General features: G+C 45.8%; 20 protein-coding genes. 16 read left to right on the forward strand and 4 right to left on the reverse strand.

Features of this window, described 5'->3' with window-relative positions; all coding sequences use genetic code 11:
• The 4 genes from VEJY3_RS05035 to VEJY3_RS05050 form a co-directional block, all read right to left on the reverse strand.
• The gene (locus VEJY3_RS05035; RefSeq protein WP_014231348.1) at window positions 1-741 is read right to left on the reverse strand and encodes an ATP-dependent zinc protease; all 741 of its coding nucleotides are present in this window, start codon (window positions 739-741) and stop codon (window positions 1-3) included.
• Between the two features lie 220 nt (window positions 742-961).
• Window positions 962-1933: a tRNA 5-methoxyuridine(34)/uridine 5-oxyacetic acid(34) synthase CmoB gene (gene cmoB, locus VEJY3_RS05040; protein ID WP_014231349.1), complete on the reverse strand. Its 972-nt coding sequence runs from the start codon at window positions 1931-1933 to the stop codon at window positions 962-964.
• Between the two features lie 73 nt (window positions 1934-2006).
• Window positions 2007-2744 carry a carboxy-S-adenosyl-L-methionine synthase CmoA gene (gene cmoA, locus VEJY3_RS05045; RefSeq protein WP_014231350.1) on the reverse strand — a complete coding sequence of 246 codons (738 nt, stop codon included), beginning with the start codon at window positions 2742-2744 and terminating at the stop codon, window positions 2007-2009.
• A 120-nt stretch (window positions 2745-2864) separates the two neighbouring features.
• Window positions 2865-3731 (reverse strand): DUF72 domain-containing protein, encoded by an 867-nt coding sequence (locus tag VEJY3_RS05050; protein ID WP_014231351.1) that lies wholly within the window; start codon window positions 3729-3731, stop codon window positions 2865-2867.
• Between the two features lie 272 nt (window positions 3732-4003).
• On the opposite strand from VEJY3_RS05050, the gene aspS reads away from it, so the two are divergent.
• The 16 genes from aspS (at window position 4004) to nadA (ending at window position 18822) form a co-directional block, all read left to right on the forward strand.
• Window positions 4004-5782 carry an aspartate--tRNA ligase gene (gene aspS / locus VEJY3_RS05055; RefSeq protein WP_014231352.1) on the forward strand — a complete coding sequence of 593 codons (1779 nt, stop codon included), beginning with the start codon at window positions 4004-4006 and terminating at the stop codon, window positions 5780-5782.
• Between the two features lie 364 nt (window positions 5783-6146).
• Window positions 6147-6668 carry a crossover junction endodeoxyribonuclease RuvC gene (ruvC, locus tag VEJY3_RS05060; RefSeq protein ID WP_014231353.1) on the forward strand — a complete coding sequence of 174 codons (522 nt, stop codon included), beginning with the start codon at window positions 6147-6149 and terminating at the stop codon, window positions 6666-6668.
• 67 nt (window positions 6669-6735) lie between these two features.
• A complete protein-coding gene (ruvA, locus tag VEJY3_RS05065) occupies window positions 6736-7350 on the forward strand; it encodes a Holliday junction branch migration protein RuvA (protein WP_014231354.1) in 615 nt (204 codons plus the stop codon).
• A gap of 90 nt (window positions 7351-7440) precedes the next feature.
• Window positions 7441-8445, forward strand: a complete 1005-nt coding sequence (gene ruvB, locus VEJY3_RS05070; protein WP_014231355.1) for a Holliday junction branch migration DNA helicase RuvB — start codon at window positions 7441-7443, stop codon at window positions 8443-8445.
• A gap of 462 nt (window positions 8446-8907) precedes the next feature.
• On the forward strand, window positions 8908-10494 hold the full coding sequence (gene cydA / locus VEJY3_RS05075) for a cytochrome ubiquinol oxidase subunit I (RefSeq protein ID WP_014231356.1): 1587 nt from the start codon (window positions 8908-8910) through the stop codon (window positions 10492-10494).
• A 17-nt stretch (window positions 10495-10511) separates the two neighbouring features.
• Window positions 10512-11648, forward strand: a complete 1137-nt coding sequence (gene cydB, locus VEJY3_RS05080; protein ID WP_014231357.1) for a cytochrome d ubiquinol oxidase subunit II — start codon at window positions 10512-10514, stop codon at window positions 11646-11648.
• Window positions 11649-11660: 12 nt separating this feature from the next.
• The gene (gene cydX / locus VEJY3_RS24580; RefSeq protein WP_000270284.1) at window positions 11661-11768 is read left to right on the forward strand and encodes a cytochrome bd-I oxidase subunit CydX; all 108 of its coding nucleotides are present in this window, start codon (window positions 11661-11663) and stop codon (window positions 11766-11768) included.
• Window positions 11761-12063, forward strand: a complete 303-nt coding sequence (gene ybgE, locus VEJY3_RS05090) for a cyd operon protein YbgE (protein ID WP_014231358.1) — start codon at window positions 11761-11763, stop codon at window positions 12061-12063. Before cydX ends, ybgE begins: the two co-directional genes overlap by 8 nt.
• 172 nt (window positions 12064-12235) lie before the next feature.
• Window positions 12236-12655: a tol-pal system-associated acyl-CoA thioesterase gene (gene ybgC / locus VEJY3_RS05095; protein WP_014231359.1), complete on the forward strand. Its 420-nt coding sequence runs from the start codon at window positions 12236-12238 to the stop codon at window positions 12653-12655.
• Window positions 12645-13343, forward strand: coding sequence for a protein TolQ (gene tolQ / locus VEJY3_RS05100; protein ID WP_014231360.1), 699 nt, complete (start codon window positions 12645-12647; stop codon window positions 13341-13343). The genes ybgC and tolQ overlap by 11 nt, the downstream gene beginning before the upstream one ends.
• 3 nt (window positions 13344-13346) lie before the next feature.
• Window positions 13347-13790 carry an ExbD/TolR family protein gene (locus tag VEJY3_RS05105; protein WP_014231361.1) on the forward strand — a complete coding sequence of 148 codons (444 nt, stop codon included), beginning with the start codon at window positions 13347-13349 and terminating at the stop codon, window positions 13788-13790.
• A 13-nt stretch (window positions 13791-13803) separates the two neighbouring features.
• Window positions 13804-14871 (forward strand): cell envelope integrity protein TolA, encoded by a 1068-nt coding sequence (gene tolA, locus VEJY3_RS05110; RefSeq protein WP_014231362.1) that lies wholly within the window; start codon window positions 13804-13806, stop codon window positions 14869-14871.
• A gap of 13 nt (window positions 14872-14884) precedes the next feature.
• Window positions 14885-16237, forward strand: coding sequence for a Tol-Pal system beta propeller repeat protein TolB (gene tolB, locus VEJY3_RS05115; protein ID WP_014231363.1), 1353 nt, complete (start codon window positions 14885-14887; stop codon window positions 16235-16237).
• A 30-nt stretch (window positions 16238-16267) separates the two neighbouring features.
• Window positions 16268-16792 carry a peptidoglycan-associated lipoprotein Pal gene (pal, locus tag VEJY3_RS05120; RefSeq protein ID WP_014231364.1) on the forward strand — a complete coding sequence of 175 codons (525 nt, stop codon included), beginning with the start codon at window positions 16268-16270 and terminating at the stop codon, window positions 16790-16792.
• Between the two features lie 18 nt (window positions 16793-16810).
• Window positions 16811-17566 carry a tol-pal system protein YbgF gene (gene ybgF, locus VEJY3_RS05125; protein WP_014231365.1) on the forward strand — a complete coding sequence of 252 codons (756 nt, stop codon included), beginning with the start codon at window positions 16811-16813 and terminating at the stop codon, window positions 17564-17566.
• 194 nt (window positions 17567-17760) lie between these two features.
• Window positions 17761-18822, forward strand: a complete 1062-nt coding sequence (nadA, locus tag VEJY3_RS05130) for a quinolinate synthase NadA (RefSeq protein ID WP_014231366.1) — start codon at window positions 17761-17763, stop codon at window positions 18820-18822.
• The last annotated feature ends 104 nt before the right edge of the window (window positions 18823-18926 follow it).

An 18926-nucleotide genomic window follows, 5' to 3' on the forward strand; every position in this document is an offset into this window, starting at 1 on the left:
TTAGTTTTCTTCTGTTTGAATATATGTGCGGCTAACATCGACCAACGCGATGTCGCGAATAAATTCTCTTCCTAGTAAAATAGGATGGTTCATATGGGAACGATCTGCCAACGTAAATTGCGCTTTTTCATGGATTTTCCCAACTTTGACCCACAGTTCGACAACGGCTCTGCGATCAAGATCATCTGCCGTGGATTGACGTATCTTCACGTAGCGTAGGACAGGAGCTTCAATCCAAATATTCCTTTCTTCTTCAGACTTTGTATTGTCGGCCAAATGAAAGCGAACCCAGTTTTTTCCGTTTCTTTCAAACTCTTTAATATCGATAGCGTTTAAAGACGAAGTGGCTGCGCCAGTATCGACACGAGCATCGAACGTCTGCTTGATAGAATCTATGGTCACTTTCTCAATTGAACCGAGAATAATGTTATGTGTTGGCGTCTGTTCTACAGGGGTAGGAGCCTGAACGATGATAGGATCTTTTGGCTTTTTGACTTCGGCCATGGCTTCGTCACGGAATGTACGAAGCTCGCCTTTTAGTGTCGTCACTTCGCCTTCAAGGTTGTCGATATGGTTCGATTGGTTACTGAGCTGCTGCTCCAGAGTAGCAATACGATTATTGACATTCGTTTCTGAGGATTGGATAGCGGCTAACGTTTCTTGGTGGTACTGTTCGCCTTTGGTAAGTGTGCATCCAGATAGCAAGACGATGGCAACAACCGGAGTCAATCGTAATAACATTGAAAACCTTGGGATGGATTAAGTTGTTTGATTTTTAAGAGTTTAGCTTATATCAACAAAGCCTCACAAGTAAGAATGTTTCTCTATCTCTTATAGAGTGAGGAATAGTGACGAAAAGCTTAGAATCAAGGGTGCGAACCACACCCTTGAAGAGATAAGATGAGAGGGTAATGTCTTAATAGAAGCAGTGAGTTAGAGCAATGTCAGAAATCTAAGTTAATTATGATTTACGAGCCACAAGCACTGCACGGCGTGGCGCTGGGTAGCCTTCCACTGTTTTACTCGGATCGTTTGGATCTAGGTAGTCTGGTAGTGAATTGTGAGTCATCCAGTCTGTTGTGCGTTGCTCACCTACCGTAGTCACATTCTCATCTACGATACGGACATCTTCAAAGCCAACCAGCTCTAACCACACTTTGAGTGCTTTTGCTGAAGGGAAGAAATATACGTTACGCATCTGAGCGTAGCGAGATGTCGGTACAAGAACGGCGTTTTCGTCACCCTCAATCACTAGGGTTTCTAATACAAGCTCACCACCCGAAACCAGCTGGTCTTTGAGCTGAATTAGATGGTCAAGCGGAGAACGGCGGTGATACAGAACACCCATACTAAATACCGTATCGAACGCTTCTAGTTTTGGTAGTTGCTCAATACCCAATGGCAGCAGGTGCGCTCGCTGATCGCCGCCCATTAGTTTGCGGATCGCTTCAAACTGGATCAGGAACAGGTGGGAAGGATCAATGCCAACACAAAGACGAGCGCCTTCACCAAGCATGCGCCACATGTGGTAGCCATTACCACAGCCGACATCGAGCACACTGCGGTTCTTTAGCGGTGAGATATGTGGAAGAACACGATCCCATTTCCAGTCACTGCGCCACTCGGTATCAATGTGAATACCATGCACTGTGTACGGCCCTTTGCGCCATGGATGGAATGTACGCAGCAAATTTTCTAGTTTTTTCAGTTCACCTTCATGAAAAGGTGTGTCATTGCTGATGGTGACTGAGTTTTTAATGTCAACCTGATTCGGTGAGCCCTCAGGAATTTTGTTCAGTGCTTTCAACCAGCGACCAAAGTCACCGTGCTCTGCATTTTGCCAGTCCGTTAGCTGTTGTGGTAACACGTTTAGCCACGGTTGAAGACGCGTGTCTTGGGCAATTAATTGATAGAAATTTGCAAAGTTAAACATAATTAGTTAATCGCTGAGTTGATGGTGTAAAAGTAAATTGAGTTTGAGTTCGAATGTTTACTTATCCGAATGGTTACTTAATTGCAAACATAGAGCCGAAGTTAAAGCACTGGAACCAGACGTCGTAGCTAGAGAATCCAATTTTGGCGAAACGTTCTTTATGGTCTTTCTTAGAATCCGGACGCATTACATTTTCAATTGCGCTGCGTTTTTGACTGATTTCCAGCTCGCTGTAGCCATTTGCACGTTTAAAGTCGTGGTGAAGGTCAATCAATAACTCATTAGACACTTCATCTTCAAAGACGAATTTTTCAGACAGAATCAGAATGCCGCCAGGGCGCAGACCAGCGTAGATTTTCTCTAACAACGTGTAGCGATCTTCTGGAGAAAGAAACTGAAGTGTGAAGTTCAGGACGACTACCGAAGCGTTTTCAATTTCGATATTACGAATATCTTGTTCAACGACTTCTACCGGTGTGTCGCTGCGGTATGCGTTTACGTGAAGCTTACAACGTTCGACCATGGCTGGAGAGTTATCGACAGCGATGATTTTACAACCTTCTTGTTTAATATGGCGGCGCATTGAAAGTGTCGCTGCACCTAAAGAACACCCAAGGTCATAAATGTTGGAGTGCGGCTTAACAAAGCGTTCAGCCAGCATGCCTATCGCAGAAATGATGTTGCTGTAACCCGGCACCGAGCGCTGAATCATGTCGGGAAAGACTTCCGCTACGCGTTCATCAAACGTGAAATCCCCAATTTTATCGATTGGAGCCGAAAAAATAGTATCTGGATTGCTCTTAGGGTTCATAACCAAATCTCTGCATACAAGCTGACGGGACTATATAGTCTTCAAAAAACGTCAGACATCAAAAAAGGCGCGTATTTTATGAGAAATTCGCGCCTCTGTCATGCATTGCTTTAGATTGCATCAGAACATCTGTAATTGGGAGTTGCCATCATTGGCAGGGAAGGGCTCCAAATCAGGGAGCGTAATGTGCTTTTGTAGATTCTTATAAATGTTTGCAGCCAGTTCTGGTGCGATGATGTTGTCGGCGGTATGGATCATCACATAAGGCTGTTTACCTTCGTTAATCCACTGTGGAAGTTTGCTCAGCCAAGGCTTAAAAAAGTCATAATTCTGCTGTTCTTCCGGGTGACCGATAAAGCGGATCATCGGGTGGGAAGCAGTGGCAATCGCGTGTACTGGCACTTTGGGCTTTTTCATCTGCGCATCGATGATTGCTTCACTATTTGGTTTAGCTGCAAACACAGGTCGGCTGTCCATAATGATTCGGTCGATGCCATTTTCTATCAGCCATTGATTGAGCGCTCGTTCATCGTCACCTTTGGAGAAAAACGCCATATGACGCACTTCTACACCAAGAGGGAAATTCGGTGGAAAGCTGGCGCAGAACTTTTTTAAACGGTCGAGGTATTCAGGTCCAAAAGCGGCTGGCAACTGGATTGTCCACTGACCGACTCGCTCATGGAGTGGTTCCATCACTTTCATAAAGTCACGCAGCTGCTCATCACATCCTCTAAGCATTTGCTGGTGAGTAATGGCTTTTGGTAGCTTAAAGGTAAACTTGAAATCGTCGTTTGTTGCTGATTTCCAGTTTTGAACAGTACTAAGTGACGGTGTCGCATAAAAGGTGGTATTGCCTTCTACAGTATGGAATACCTGTGCGTACTTCTCTAAACGCTCAGCAGGCTTTGTGCCACTACCATAAAAGCTTTGTTGCCACAGGTTATGTGACCACATGGTTAGTCCAAGTCGAAGGGGTAAGTTATCCATTATTCTTCTTTACATTTAATCCTGCGATAACTTTACGAGAGTTTTGCTGAAATAGGTAATTTCACGTTATAATCAGCAGCAATTTTTTCGCTCTGGTGCGGTTTTGAACACTTGTAGTACTAAAAAGCACCAATGAATGATAAAACACACTTAATTGTACGCTGAGTAGTCGATTTTCATAGACTTTCAGCGTATAACTGATTCTTTACTCTGCTTGGCAATGAAGCCGACAGAGCGTAGTCAACAACTTTTGAGAGATTGGGAATTTCATTATGCGTACCCATTACTGTGGTCACCTGAACAAGTCCCTTGCAGGACAAACTGTAGAACTTTGCGGCTGGGTTAACCGTCGCCGTGATTTAGGCGGTCTTATTTTTATCGATATGCGAGATCGTGAAGGCATCGTTCAGGTAGTTGTAGATCCAGATATGGCGGATGCGTATGAAGTGGCTAACACACTTCGTAATGAATTCTGTATCAAACTAACGGGTGAAGTTCGTGTTCGTCCAGAAAGCCAAGTAAACAAAGACATGGCAACCGGTGAAGTTGAGATCCTTGCAAAAGGTCTTGAAATCATCAACCGTTCTGACGTTCTGCCTCTAGACTTCAACCAAAAGAACTCTGAAGAGCAGCGTCTGAAGTACCGTTACCTGGACCTACGTCGTCCAGAAATGAGTGACCGCATCAAGCTACGTGCTAAAGCGTCTAGCTTTGTTCGTCGTTTCCTAGACGACAACGGCTTCCTGGATATCGAAACACCAGTACTAACTAAAGCGACGCCAGAAGGTGCTCGTGACTACCTGGTACCAAGCCGTGTTCATAAAGGCAGCTTCTACGCGCTTCCTCAGTCTCCACAGCTATTTAAACAGCTGCTAATGATGTCTGGTTTTGACCGTTACTACCAAATCGTTAAGTGTTTCCGTGACGAAGACTTGCGTGCTGACCGTCAGCCAGAATTCACTCAGATCGATATCGAAACGTCATTCATGACGGCTGATCAAGTACGTGAAGTGACTGAAAACATGGTTCGCGATATGTGGCAAGAGCTACTAAACGTAGACCTGGGTCAGTTCCCAGTAATGCCGTTTGCGGAAGCAATTCGTCGTTTCGGCTCTGACAAACCAGACCTACGTAACCCACTAGAGCTAGTAGACGTTGCTGATCTTGTAAAAGACGTAGACTTCAAAGTGTTCTCTGGTCCGGCAAACGACGAGAAAGGTCGCGTTGCGGTAATCCGTGTACCAGGTGGCGCATCTCTGACTCGTAAGCAAATCGACGGTTACGCTGAGTTCGTTGGTATCTACGGTGCGAAAGGTCTGGCGTGGATGAAGGTTAACGACCGCGCTGCAGGGGTGGAAGGTATCCAGTCTCCAGTGGCTAAGTTCCTAAACGAAGACGTGATCAACGGTATTCTAGACCGCACTCAAGCAGAATCTGGCGATATCATCCTATTTGGTGCTGACAAAGCAGGCATCGTTGCAGAAGCACTAGGTGCACTACGTCTGAAGCTAGGTAAAGACCTAGAACTAACGGATGAGTCTGCATGGGCACCTCTATGGGTTGTTGATTTCCCAATGTTCGAAGAAGATGACGAAGGCAACCTACACGCAATGCATCACCCGTTCACGGCACCTCTTGGTGTTAATGCGGAAGAGCTAAAAGCAAACCCAGCGGCAGCGAACTCAAACGCATACGACATGGTTCTAAACGGCTACGAAGTGGGCGGCGGTTCTGTACGTATCCACAACGCAGAAATGCAGGCAGCAGTGTTCGATATCCTAGGTATCGATGCAGACGAGCAACGACTAAAATTCGGCTTCCTTCTAGACGCACTGAAGTTCGGTACGCCTCCGCACGCAGGTCTTGCATTCGGTCTGGACCGTCTGGTTATGCTGCTATGTGGTACTGAGAACATCCGTGATGTTATCGCGTTCCCTAAAACAACAGCAGCAGCGTGTCTACTGACAGACGCACCAAGCATTGCAAACCCTGCAGCGCTAGAAGAGCTGGCAGTTGCGGTAACAGTAGCAAAAGAAAAAGACGCAGAATAAGCGCACAACAATTGAAGAAAAACTCCCGCAATCGCGGGAGTTTTTGTTTTAATGAAATATATACCCAAATAACCTCGAGATGCTTGGTTCAGCGAGAATGACTTGGCTTCCAGACGCGGCAACGATTTGAAGATCTAGTGGTTCTAAATTAAAAATCGTTAACAAAGGCTGTGAGTCAAGACAACTCGCCCTTCGGGAGCGTGTCACTGACACAATTTCTGCGTCAAATAACTTGGAAAGAGCTTGCTATTCCGCTGCATTATTTTCCTTGAACTAGTATCAGTGACAATGCTCTGAATCCTGCATCTTGAAGTCATTTGGGTATATTCTAATAAATCTAATGAGTTGTTGATTAGGAAACTTAATGTCAATTATTTTGGGCATTGACCCAGGCTCACGTATTACCGGTTACGGTGTAATCCGCCAGCAAGGCCGCCATTTGCAATATCTTGGCAGCGGCTGTATCCGCATGTCTGAAAAAGAGCTCCCGGGTCGACTCAAACAAATTTATGCTGGTGTTACGGAAATCATTACTCAGTTTCAGCCAGATGTCTTCGCTATCGAACAAGTTTTTATGGCGAAAAACGCCGATTCTGCGCTAAAACTGGGACAGGCTCGAGGCAGTGCAATCGTCGCGGCTGTAAATGCGGATTTACCTGTTTATGAATACGCCGCACGCCTGATTAAACAGGCCGTTGTGGGGACAGGCGGTGCAGATAAAACTCAGGTCCAGCACATGGTCCAACATATGTTGAAGCTTCCAGCAAAACCGCAAGCCGATGCGGCCGATGCCTTGGGTGTGGCAATCTGTCATGCCAATACCAACAAAACGCTAGTGGCTTTGGCAGGAAAGGCGACCAGCGCACGAAAAGGGCGCTACCGGTAAAATTAACTGGATGTCTATCCAGTTCTTTATTATCCTGTCGCAAATTCATTTCCAAAGAGTATTTATCGTGATTGGACGTCTTCGCGGCACCTTGCTAGAAAAGCAACCTCCTGAAGTTTTAATTGAAGTTAACGGCATTGGTTATGAAGTTCAGATGCCAATGAGCTGTTTCTACGAGCTGCCAAACATCGGCGAAGAAGCCATCATTTATACTCATTTTGTTGTTCGCGAAGATGCTCAGCTGCTTTACGGTTTCAATACCGTAAAAGAGCGTGCGTTGTTCCGTGAAGTGATTAAAGCAAACGGCGTGGGCCCTAAATTGGGCTTGGGCATTTTGTCTGGTATGACAGCAAGTCAGTTTGTTACATGCGTTGAACGAGAGGATGTATCAACACTCGTTAAGCTGCCGGGCGTTGGTAAGAAAACGGCTGAGCGCCTTGTGGTTGAAATGAAAGACCGTCTGAAAGGGTGGGGTGCTGGTGATCTCTTTACCCCATTTACCGATGCCGCACCGGCAGATTCCGCAATGGCTGCATCTAACAACGCAGAAGAAGAGGCGGTGAGTGCACTGCTTGCTCTGGGTTACAAACCAACGCAAGCCTCGAAAGTCGTGTCTCAAATCGCGAAACCGGATATGAACAGCGAGCAGCTGATCCGTGAAGCGCTAAAATCAATGGTGTAACGCCAGTCCGAAAGTAACAGTTTGCCGATTGCAATAAGTTGCTTAAGGTAATCTATTCTCTCAGGTAACCATTTTTTTCAAGGTAACAAGATGATTGAAGCTGATCGTTTAATCGCTCCAGAAAACCCGGCGTTTAAGGAAGAAGACGTCATTGACCGTGCAATCCGTCCGAAAAAGTTAGAAGACTACCAAGGTCAGGATCACGTTCGAGGCCAGATGGAGATCTTTATTAAAGCGGCACAGCTGCGTAATGAAGCGTTAGATCACCTGCTGATTTTTGGTCCTCCTGGCTTGGGTAAAACCACACTCGCAAATATCGTTGCTAACGAAATGGAAGTGAACATTCGTACCACTTCAGGTCCTGTGCTGGAAAAAGCAGGGGACTTAGCCGCGCTGCTCACCAACTTAGAAGAAAACGATGTTCTCTTTATCGATGAAATCCACCGCTTGAGCCCAATGGTTGAAGAGGTGCTTTATCCCGCGATGGAAGACTACCAGCTAGATATTATGATTGGTGAAGGTCCGGCAGCTCGCTCAATTAAAATCGATTTGCCGCCATTTACCTTAATCGGGGCGACAACGCGTGCTGGTTCACTGACGTCACCATTACGCGACCGTTTTGGTATCACTCAGCGTCTTGAGTTTTATAAGATTAAAGACCTGCAGGACATTGTTCAGCGTAGTGCGGATTGTTTAGGTCTCTCTATGGACCCGGAAGGGGCTTTAGAGGTCGCACGTCGTGCTCGAGGCACACCTCGTATTGCAAACCGTTTATTACGTCGTGTGCGTGATTATGCAGAAGTGAAAGGCAATGGTCACATCTGTGCTGATGTCGCTGATAAAGCACTTAACATGCTTGATGTTGATGCTCAGGGCTTCGACTATATGGACCGTAAACTTCTCCTCGCGATTATGGAGAAGTTTGGCGGAGGTCCCGTTGGCTTAGACAATATGGCTGCGGCTATTGGTGAAGAAAAAGACACCATAGAAGACGTGCTGGAACCTTATCTGATTCAACAAGGTTATTTACAACGAACACCACGGGGTAGAATTGCCACTGATCGGGCTTATCTCCACTTTGGAATCGAAAAATAGAAAGTAAAAAGGCTGGGCAAATTGCTCAGCCTTTTTGCTTTTGGTGATCTATGTCTCATTTATTGAATTTCTTTAATTCCTTTTTAGTTAACAGAAAAGTTCTAGTTGTTGCGCTAATGTTTGCCTGTAGCCCGTTATTTACTCCCCTGATTACTCAGCCTTAACATTTGCGTCAGGTGTTGTTTGATTTGCGTCAAGGTGATGGATTTTTGTCCACGTTCTGTGCATAAATATTGATGTGTATCAAAGCGCATTCTGGCTATAAATCTTTTGAAACAATGTGTTTTTACAAGTAATATTAGCCACAGCTATATTAGCTGATGCTTAACAATTAACTAACCAACGAAGTACATTTTCGCAACAAAAAGTTGTGACAATTCAACATATTTCATGTGTGAATAACACTTGATTATGGATTGCAATATGTAGAGAGTGTCATTCAGCCGACACATAGGAGTTACCATGATTGACGTAGTTGATCTATCGCGGTTGCAGTTTGCACTAACAGCGATGTATCACTTCCTATTCGTACCATTGACCCTTGGTATGGCCTTCCTACTGGCCATTATGGAGTCGTTGTACGTAATGACGAATAAGCAAATCTATAAGGACATGACCAAGTTCTGGGGCAAGCTGTTCGGTATTAACTTTGCACTTGGTGTGGCTACCGGCCTTACCATGGAGTTCCAGTTTGGTACTAACTGGTCGTATTACTCGCACTACGTAGGTGACATCTTTGGTGCACCACTCGCCATCGAAGCACTGGTTGCGTTCTTCCTGGAGTCAACGTTTGTAGGCTTATTCTTCTTCGGGTGGGATCGACTGTCTAAACGTCAACACTTAGCGGTAACTTGGCTGGTGGCTTTAGGTTCTAACTTCTCAGCACTGTGGATTCTGATTGCGAACGGTTGGATGCAAAACCCAGTTGGCGCGGAATTTAACTTCGAAACCATGCGAATGGAAATGGTGAGCTTTGCTGAAGTTGTGTTTAACCCAGTTGCTCAGGTTAAATTCGTTCACACGGTAGCTTCTGGTTACACCTGTGGCGCAATGTTTGTTCTAGGCATCAGTTCATACTACTTATTAAAAGGTCGTGACGTGGCGTTCGCTCGTCGTTCATTTGCTATTGCCGCTTCATTCGGTATGGCAGCGATTCTTTCTACTATCGTTCTTGGTGACGAATCAGGCTATGAACTTGGTGAAGTTCAGAAAGTGAAGCTTGCTGCAGTAGAAGCTGAATGGCACACAGAACCAGCACCAGCTGCGTTTACGCTGTTTGGTATTCCTAACCAAGAAGACATGCATACTGACTACGCAATTAAGATCCCTTACGTAATGGGTATTATTGCAACTCGTTCTATCGATAAGGAAGTAACGGGCTTACGTGACCTGCATGATCAACACTTAGAGCGTATCCGTACGGGTATGTACGCGTACGAGCTGCTAGAGAAGCTTCGTGCGGGTGATAAGTCTGAAGAGAACATGGCTGCGTTCGATGAAGTGAAAGGTGACCTAGGTTACGGTCTACTTCTAAAACGCTACACAGAAAATGTTGTTGATGCGACAGAAGAGCAGATTCAAGCAGCAGCAGATGACTCTATCCCAACCGTGTGGCCGCTATTCTGGTCATTCCGTATCATGGTTGCGTGTGGCTTCATCATGCTATTCGTATTCGGCTTGGCATTCATCCAAACGTGTCGTCAGAAGATTACACAGAAGAAATGGCTGCTTAAAGCTGCGCTATTCAGTATTCCACTTCCATGGATTGCTATCGAAGCAGGTTGGTTTGTTGCGGAGTTTGGTCGTCAACCATGGGCGGTTGGTGAGATTCTCCCAGTACACGTCGCTGCCTCAGCACTGACAGCCGGTGAAATCTTGACTTCACTATTCGCGATTCTGGCGCTTTACACTGCATTCTTGATTGCAGAAGTTTACTTAATGGTGAAATTCGCTCGTAAAGGTCCAAGTAGTCTGAAAACTGGACGTTACCACTTCGAGCAAAACGCTGACTCTGTTGAAGACAAAGTTAGTCGCCAAGTAGAAGCGTAAGACAAGGAGACAACAAGATGTTTGATTACGAAATCTTGCGATTCATCTGGTGGGTACTGATCGGTGTTCTACTAGTTGGTTTTGCAGTAACAGATGGATTCGATATGGGTGTAGGCGCGCTTGTACCTGTTATCGGTAAAAGCGACACACAACGTCGTGTCATGATTAACTCAATCGCCCCACACTGGGATGGTAACCAAGTTTGGCTTATCACTGCGGGTGGTGCATTGTTTGCGGCTTGGCCTCTAGTGTACGCAACGTCATTCTCTGGTTTCTACCTAGCGATGATCTTGACGCTTGCAGCGCTATGGCTACGTCCTCTTGGTCTGGACTACCGCTCGAAAATTGAAGATCCAAAATGGCGCAGAAACTGGGATATTTGTATCTCAATCAGTGGCTTTGTTCCGCCAATTATCTTCGGTGTGGCGTTTGGTAACCTTCTACAAGGTGTTCCATTCCAATTGAGTGACTTCCTGATGCCAACGTATCACGGTTCATTCTTTGGCCTGCTAAACCCATTTGCGTTGCTGTGTGGCTTGGTAAGCTTGTTCATGATTCTGATGCAGGGTTCGAGCTGGCTACAGATGAAGACTACTGGCGAAGTGCATACTTGTGCGCGCAACGTCGCTCAGCTTACTGGTCTGCTAACTGTGGTAACGTTTGTTGTTGCTGGTTTCTGGGTTCAGAACATTGAAGGCTACGTAATTGTTGGTGGTATTGATACCAATGCAGCGTCTAACCCTCTGAACAAAGAGGTGATTCGTGAAGCAGGTGCGTGGATGAAGAACTTTGAAACCCACCCACTGCTATGGGCTGCACCAGTACTAGGTGTTGCGATGCCACTGCTTACTGTACTGGCTTCTCGCCTTGAAAAGTGTGCGACTTCGTTCATCACTTCAAGCCTTGGTGTTGCGGGTATTATCTTTACTGCTGGTTTTGCGATGTTCCCATTCATCATGCCGTCAGATCTAGTGCCTAGTCATAGCTTGACGATGTGGGATGCAACTTCATCTGAGCTGACGCTTAACCTAATGACAGGTGTTGCGTTTGTTATGGTACCAATCATTCTGGGTTACACGTCTTGGACTTACTACAAGATGTTCGGCCGCTTGGATGATAAGTACATTGAAGACAACAAAAACTCACTTTACTAAGGAGCAATTACTATGTGGTATTTCGCATGGATTCTAGGTGTACTACTTGCTTGTGCATTCGGTATCATCAACGCTCTTTGGTTAGAGCACTCAGAAATGATGGACAAAGACAGTGAGTGATCTCGCTGATAAGGTAGCGAAGTTACATGAACCAACAGATAAGACTCTGCTGAGGGTCTTATCTCTCATCCTCGGCTTTATGCATGTTGGATTGGTCATGTGGGAGCCAGAAGCCTATAGCCAGGCGATTGGCGGGTTTAACGCCGTCATCGCTCCAGCACTGATTTGGGCAGTATGCTCAAGCATGGTGTTTGGGGTAGGCTTCAAGCCGAGAAGTTGGTATTGGCAAGTGTTATTCAGCCCATACTTTTCACTGACTATCTTATTGTACTTAACTGTACGCTATTTCATGTAGCTTGAAATAAGCTGAAATAAAGTCGGTTATTTCATCATCGATTAAAAGCCAGGCTCTTTGCCTGGCTTTTATTTTTTCTACAAAAATCAAAAATATTCCGCTCACTTGGTACCAATTCATATTGCTTAAGTTATAGTAACTACTTTAAAGAATTGACTCTATTGGTACTCTCTTGCAAGGCACATCTAATTCATTCCGCTGGCCGATCACCGTGTACTATGAAGACACAGACGCGGGTGGCGTTGTTTATCATTCAAATTACCTGAAATTCTTTGAGCGTGCCCGTACTGAAATGTTGCGTGCAAAAGGTATCTCTCAACAAGTGTTACTGGAACAAAACATCGGTTTCGTTGTCCGACACATGGATATCGATTTCAAACAAGGGGCAAAGCTGGACGAACATTTGACAGTCTTGACCCGAGTGTCAGAAATAAAACGTGCGTCTTTACAATTCTGTCAAGAGTTGGTCAATGATCAAGGGCGGATATTGTGCAGTACCTTTGTTAAGGTAGCATGTGTCGATAATAAGAAAATGAAACCAATAGCTATTCCAGCATTTATTAATTCGGAGCTAACAAATAGTGACTGCTGATATTTCCATTTTAGATCTCTTTCTTCAGGCAAGTCTGTTGGTAAAACTTGTGATGCTGACACTACTTGGTATGTCGATTGCGTCATGGGCGATGATCATTAAGCGCAGCAAAGTGCTTTCACACGCATCAAAAGATGCAGAATCATTTGAAGATAAGTTCTGGTCAGGTACCGATCTTTCTCAGCTTTACCAAAAAGTAAAAGCTCGTAAAGATGAAATCATCGGCACAGAAGAGATCTTCTACGCCGGTTTTACAGAATTTGCACGTCTGCGTAAGAGTAACGCAAACTCTCCAGCTTACATTATGGAAGGGACAGGACGTGCCATGCGCGTTGCCGTTGCTCGTGAAGTTGATGAGCTAGAAACCAGCTTACCTTTCCTTGCTACGGTAGGTTCAATCAGCCCGTACATTGGTCTGTTTGGTACCGTTTGGGGCATCATGCATGCGTTTATCGCACTGGGTGAAGTTAAACAAGCAACCCTTTCGATGGTAGCACCAGGTATCGCAGAAGCGTTGATCGCGACGGCAATGGGTCTGTTTGCTGCTATCCCAGCGGTAATGGCTTACAACCGACTAAGCAACAAAGTAAGTAAGCTTGAGCACACTTACGCGACTTTCTCAGAAGAATTCCACAGCATCCTTCATCGTCAGGCGATGGCTGGCCGAGACAGCGCGGATAAGGAATAAAGCATGGCGGGTTACCAACCTAAAAAGCGCAAAATGACGGCAGAGATCAACGTTGTACCTTATATCGACGTGATGCTGGTACTGTTGATCATTTTCATGGCAACCGCTCCATTCGTGACGCAAGGTGTTGACGTTGAGCTACCAAAGACCTCAAACGCAACCCCTGCTCAGGAGCTAGCCGGAGATACTGATAGCAGTTTCATCATTATCGAAATTGATCGCGATGGTAACTTAGGTCTGAGTGTCAACGATGAAGAAGTTCAACGTGGTTTATCACTGCAAGATGTGATTGTCCGTGTGAAAGCTGAGCGATCGCTTAAACCTGATTCACCTGTTGCGGTAGGTGGCGATGCAGCAACCCCGTATGCAGATGTAGTCCTTCTACTTGATGAATTGAGTCGTGCCGGTATCCCTAAAGTAGGGCTCCTGACCGATATCAGGGAATAAACGTCAACTATTCATGAAAGAAAAAAAGAACCAGACGAAAGAGTACTCCAAGCCGATAATGATATCGGTGGGTTTGCACGCCCTATTGGTAGTCGCATTGCTTTGGGGTACTGATCTAACAATGTCAAAACCTGAGCCAACAGGACAGATGGTTCAGGCGGTTGTTATCGATCCAAAGCTTGTTCAGCAACAAGCGAAAGAGATTCGTCAGCAACGCGAAAAAGCCGCTAAGAAGGAGCAAGAACGTCTGGATAAATTAAGACGGGAAGCCGAGCAGCTGGAAAAAAATCGCAAAGCTGAAGAAGAACAAATTCGCAAGCTGAAAGAGCAACAGGCTAAAGATGCTCAAGCCGCGCGTGAAGCGGAAGCCGAGCGCAAGAAAAAAGAGCAGGAACGCAAAGCCGAAGAGGAACGTGTTCGCAAAGAGCAAGAGCGAGCTGCTAAGCTTGAACAAGAGCGTAAAGTCAAAGAAGAGGCAGTACGTAAAGCGGAGCAGGAACGTTTAGCGAAAGAAGCGGCGATTGCAAAAGCGGAACAAGAACGTGTGGCGCGCGAGAAAGCAGCGAAAGAAGCTGAAGAAAAAGCCAAACGTGAACGTGAAGCCGCGCAAAAAGCCGAGCAAGAACGTATCGCAAAAGAAAAAGCGGCCAAAGAGGCGGCAGAGCGCGAACGTAAAGCTCGTGAAGCTGCTGAGAAAGCCGAGCGTGAACGTAAACAACAAGAAGCAGCATTGGATGACATTTTTGCTGGCTTAGAAGATGAAGCAAGCCAAAACAGTGCGGCTCGTAACCAATTTATCAACGACGAGCTTTCTCGTATGTCGTCGATATACACTCAGAGTATTCAGCAAAAGTTGATTAAGGATGACTATTTGCTGGGAAAGGAGTGTAGGGTCAACATCAAACTGATTCCTACCGGGTCGGATATGATGGTTGCTGGTGTTACCGTACTGGGTGGCGATACGCGAGTTTGTGCGGCAGCAAAAAGAGCGATTGCACAAGTTGGGACGTTCCCTAAATCGTCAGAAGCTGCGGTCAATGAAAAACTGAAAGACATCAACTTAACGGTTGCTTTGGACTAAAAGGAACAGAGACGTGATTAAACGCCTTTTACTAGGAATGTTTGTACTGCTAAGCAGTATGACGAATGTAGCGAACGCTGCACTAGAGTTGGTTATTACCGACGGTATAGATTCAGCACGACCAATTGCTGTGGTTCCATTTAAATGGGAAGGTGCTGCTGCTCTGCCAACAGATATTTCTGCGGTAATAGCCTCTGATTTACAACGCAGCGGAAAATTCAGCCCGGTACCGACGAACAAAATGCCACAGACGCCTTTTAATGAATCTGAGGTTAACTTTGATTCATGGACTAATCTTGGTGTTGATGCCTTACTGACAGGCTCTATCACGCAAAATGAGCAGGGTAATTACGTGGTTAACTACCAGCTAGTTGATATCGTTCGTGGTCAGCTAACCGGAGGTCAGGGAAAAGCATTAGGCAGTGATGGTGAACTCGTACTATCGAAAGACCATGTGTTGTTTAACAAAGTTGCGACTGTAGAAGCGTCTCGCATGCGTGAATACGCGCACCGCATTTCCGATTTGGTTTATGAGCAGCTGACGGGTGACCGCGGCGCATTCATGACCCGAATTGCCTATGTAGTGGTGAGTGACACTGAGCGTTTTCCTTACCAACTGCGTGTTTCTGACTACGATGGTTACAACGAACGTTTGGTACTTCGCTCTAAACAGCCGTTGATGTCACCGTCTTGGTCTCCAGATGGCCAGAAGCTAGCGTATGTAAGCTTCCAAAACGGTCAGTCTGAAATTTACATCATGAATATCTACACTGGCGAACGAGAAAAGATTACTTCTTATCCTCGTCACAACGGTGCACCTAAGTTTTCGCCGGATGGCAGCAAACTTGCACTTGTTCTGTCGAAGACGGGGTCATTGCAGGTCTACACATTCGACCTGAGATCTCGCCAGCTCACACAAATTACGCGTGGCAGATCAAATAATACAGAACCGTTCTGGCACCCAGATGGAAAATCGTTGGTTTTCACATCGGATAGGGGTGGAAAACCTCAAATTTATCAAGTAGATTTGGGCAGCGGTGATACTAATCGTTTAACTTGGCAAGGTAGTCAGAACCTGAGTGGTCAAATCACACCTGACGGCCGATTCCTGGTGATGGTGAATCGCAGTGATTCAGGCTTTAACTTGGCAAAACAAGATTTAGAAACGGGTGCTCTTCAAGTTCTTACCAAGACCTTACTTGATGAGTCACCAAGTATTGCTCCAAACGGTGGCATGGTTGTATATAGCTCCATGTACAATAAGAAAAACGTACTTTCGATGGTTTCCATTGATGGTCGATTTAAAGCGAGATTACCTGCGACAAATGGACGCGTAAGAGCGCCTGCGTGGTCACCGTTTTTGTAATAATAAGATAGATTAATAAAGGAAAATAAGATGCAACTTAACAAGGTTCTAAAAGGGCTACTTATCGCGCTTCCAGTTATGGCTATGACTGCGTGTAGTTCAAGTGACGACGCTGCTTCAAGTACAGGTGACGCAACTAACCAAAGCGGCGCTGTTGAAACAACAGTCGTATCACCGATCGATCAAGCTGGTCAACTGACTGAGCAAGAGCTTAAAGAGCAAGCGCTACGCGAAACTCAAACTATCTACTTTGCATTTGATAACTCAACAATTGCTGGTGATTACGAAGAGATGCTAGCGGCTCACGCGGCGTACCTAAGCAAAAACCCATCACTACGCGTAACTATCGAAGGTCACGCTGATGAGCGTGGTACTCCAGAGTACAACATCGCGCTAGGTGAGCGTCGTGCTCAAGCAGTTGCAAACTACCTACAAGCACTAGGTGTTCAGGCCGACCAAATTTCAATCGTTAGCTACGGTGAAGAAAAGCCACTTCTTCTAGGCCAGTCTGATGACGTTTACGCTAAGAACCGTCGCGCGGTTTTAGTATACTAATTCGAGGGAATCCTCATGTTGTTCAGTAACACTAAGCGCGCTGTTGCGCTTACGTTACTGGCAAGTGCAGCGAGCTTTGCGTTCGCTGCACCAGCTCCAGTATCTGATCTCAACAGCACATCTTCAGTTTCTAAAAGTCGTTCATCCGAGACGGATGTCGAGCGATTAGAACGCCTACTGCAAAGTCGCAGCCGTCTTCAGTTCCAAATGCAAGAGCAAATTGACCAAATGTCACGAGAGATCAGTGATCTAAGAGGTCAGTTGGAACGAAACAACCATGAAATGAAGCAAATGCTTCAGAGGCAGAGAGAGCTGTTCGTTGAGCTTGATCGTATGCGTGGTGAGATGAAGTCAGCGCCCGTCGTTCAAGAGACGGAGTCAGCAGAACCGGGTGGTCAATACACTCCGAATGCGGATGAGCAGACGGCTTACCAAGACGCTGTGGATCTTATCCTTAAAAAGCGCGATTACGCTGGCGCAATTGCTGCATTCCAGCAATTCCAGAAGGATTATCCTGACTCCACTTACACAGCGAACTCACATTATTGGTTAGGCCAATTGTATTACGCTAAAAAGCAGGATAAAGACGCCGCGAAAAGCTTTATTGCAGTGGTTTCTTACAAAGATTCTAACAAGCGAGCAGATGCATTGGTGAAACTTGGCGATATCGCTGAGCGTAACAACAATGCTGAGCAGGCGAAGAAGTTTTATCAGCAAGTGGTCGATGAGTACCCAAATAGTGCCTCAGCGAAAATTGCAGGCGCTAAACTGTAACCACTGTCTTTGATTATTTCTAAAAGGAGCTTCTGGCTCCTTTTTCTTTTATTGGCCTGTGTATTAAGTTAATAAGTGTTAATTGGAACAAAGATATACGGCTAGAGCTCTATAAATCCTCGCTATGGGTTGGTTTTTGAAAATTAACGAGGTTACAATACGCGGATTAAAGGAAGTTGCGTAGAGCAAGAGCAATGAGCCATATACTAGATAAAATCGACACTGTTTACCCATTCCCTCCAAAACCTGTTCCGTTGAGTGAAGACGAGAAAGCGTCTTACATTGAGCGCATTAAAAAGCTGCTCAAAGAGAAAGATGCCGTCCTTATCGCGCACTACTACACTGACCCTGAAATTCAGGCGTTGGCTGAAGAGACTGGCGGTTTTGTTGGTGACTCGCTAGAAATGGCGAAGTTCGGTAACCGTCACCCGGCAAGCACATTGATCATCGGTGGCGTTCGCTTTATGGGCGAATCGGCGAAGATTCTAACTCCGGAAAAGCGCATTCTAATGCCAACGTTGGAAGCGGAATGTTCGCTTGATCTTGGATGTCCTGCGGATAAATTCAGTGAGTTCTGTGATGCTCACCCTGACCATACGGTTGTGGTTTACGCCAATACTTCTGCAGCGGTTAAAGCACGTGCTGACTGGGTAGTCACATCAAGTATTGCACTTGAAATTGTTGAACACCTGGACGCAGAAGACAAACCAATCATCTGGGGCCCTGACCGTCACCTGGGTTCGTACATTGCGAACAAGACCGGCGCTGACATGCTGCTGTGGCAAGGTGAATGTGTTGTTCATGATGAGTTCTCTGCTGACGCACTGCGCAAGATGAAGAGCGTATATCCAGACGCTGCGATTCTAGTTCACCCAGAATCACCAGCAAGCGTGGTTGAATTGGCCGACGCTGTTGGCTCTACAAGTCAGCTTATCAAAGCCGCGAAAGAGCTTCCTCACAAGCAAATGATCGTGGCAACCGATAAAGGCATCTTCTTCAAGATGCAGCAACTGGTTCCTGAAAAAGAGCTTATCGAAGCCCCAACAGCAGGTGCTGGTGCGACATGTCGTAGCTGCGCGCATTGCCCTTGGATGGCGATGAACGGCTTGAAAGCGATTGAACAAGCACTTCGTGAAGGTGGTGCAGAGCATGAAATCTTGGTTGATGAAGAGCTTCGCGTTAAGTCGCTTATCCCACTAAACCGCATGTTAGATTTCGCAGAACAGCTTAATATGCAGGTAAAGGGTAACGCGTAAATTTTTCGCATTATCTTAAGATGAATCTCAAAAACCAGCCGAATATGGCTGGTTTTTTTGTGTCTTACAATCAATGGGTTACTATTGAAAGACGTAATGCATTT

It is taken from the genome of Vibrio sp. EJY3, from assembly GCF_000241385.1.
In the GTDB taxonomy this organism is placed as follows: Bacteria; Pseudomonadota; Gammaproteobacteria; order Enterobacterales; family Vibrionaceae; genus Vibrio; species Vibrio natriegens.

Excerpts from the sequence above, each read along its gene's own strand:
- VEJY3_RS05035 (WP_014231348.1), bottom strand. The coding sequence starts at position 741 with ATGTTATTACGATTGACTCCGGTTGTTGCCATCGTCTTGCTATCTGGA.
- cmoB (WP_014231349.1), bottom strand. The coding sequence starts at position 1,933 with ATGTTTAACTTTGCAAATTTCTATCAATTAATTGCCCAAGACACGCGT.
- cmoA (WP_014231350.1), bottom strand. The coding sequence starts at position 2,744 with ATGAACCCTAAGAGCAATCCAGATACTATTTTTTCGGCTCCAATCGAT.
- VEJY3_RS05050 (WP_014231351.1), bottom strand. The coding sequence starts at position 3,731 with ATGGATAACTTACCCCTTCGACTTGGACTAACCATGTGGTCACATAAC.
- aspS (WP_014231352.1), top strand. The coding sequence starts at position 4,004 with ATGCGTACCCATTACTGTGGTCACCTGAACAAGTCCCTTGCAGGACAA.
- ruvC (WP_014231353.1), top strand. The coding sequence starts at position 6,147 with ATGTCAATTATTTTGGGCATTGACCCAGGCTCACGTATTACCGGTTAC.
- ruvB (WP_014231355.1), top strand. The coding sequence starts at position 7,441 with ATGATTGAAGCTGATCGTTTAATCGCTCCAGAAAACCCGGCGTTTAAG.
- cydA (WP_014231356.1), top strand. The coding sequence starts at position 8,908 with ATGATTGACGTAGTTGATCTATCGCGGTTGCAGTTTGCACTAACAGCG.
- cydB (WP_014231357.1), top strand. The coding sequence starts at position 10,512 with ATGTTTGATTACGAAATCTTGCGATTCATCTGGTGGGTACTGATCGGT.
- cydX (WP_000270284.1), top strand. The coding sequence starts at position 11,661 with ATGTGGTATTTCGCATGGATTCTAGGTGTACTACTTGCTTGTGCATTC.
- VEJY3_RS05105 (WP_014231361.1), top strand. The coding sequence starts at position 13,347 with ATGGCGGGTTACCAACCTAAAAAGCGCAAAATGACGGCAGAGATCAAC.
- tolA (WP_014231362.1), top strand. The coding sequence starts at position 13,804 with ATGAAAGAAAAAAAGAACCAGACGAAAGAGTACTCCAAGCCGATAATG.
- pal (WP_014231364.1), top strand. The coding sequence starts at position 16,268 with ATGCAACTTAACAAGGTTCTAAAAGGGCTACTTATCGCGCTTCCAGTT.
- nadA (WP_014231366.1), top strand. The coding sequence starts at position 17,761 with ATGAGCCATATACTAGATAAAATCGACACTGTTTACCCATTCCCTCCA.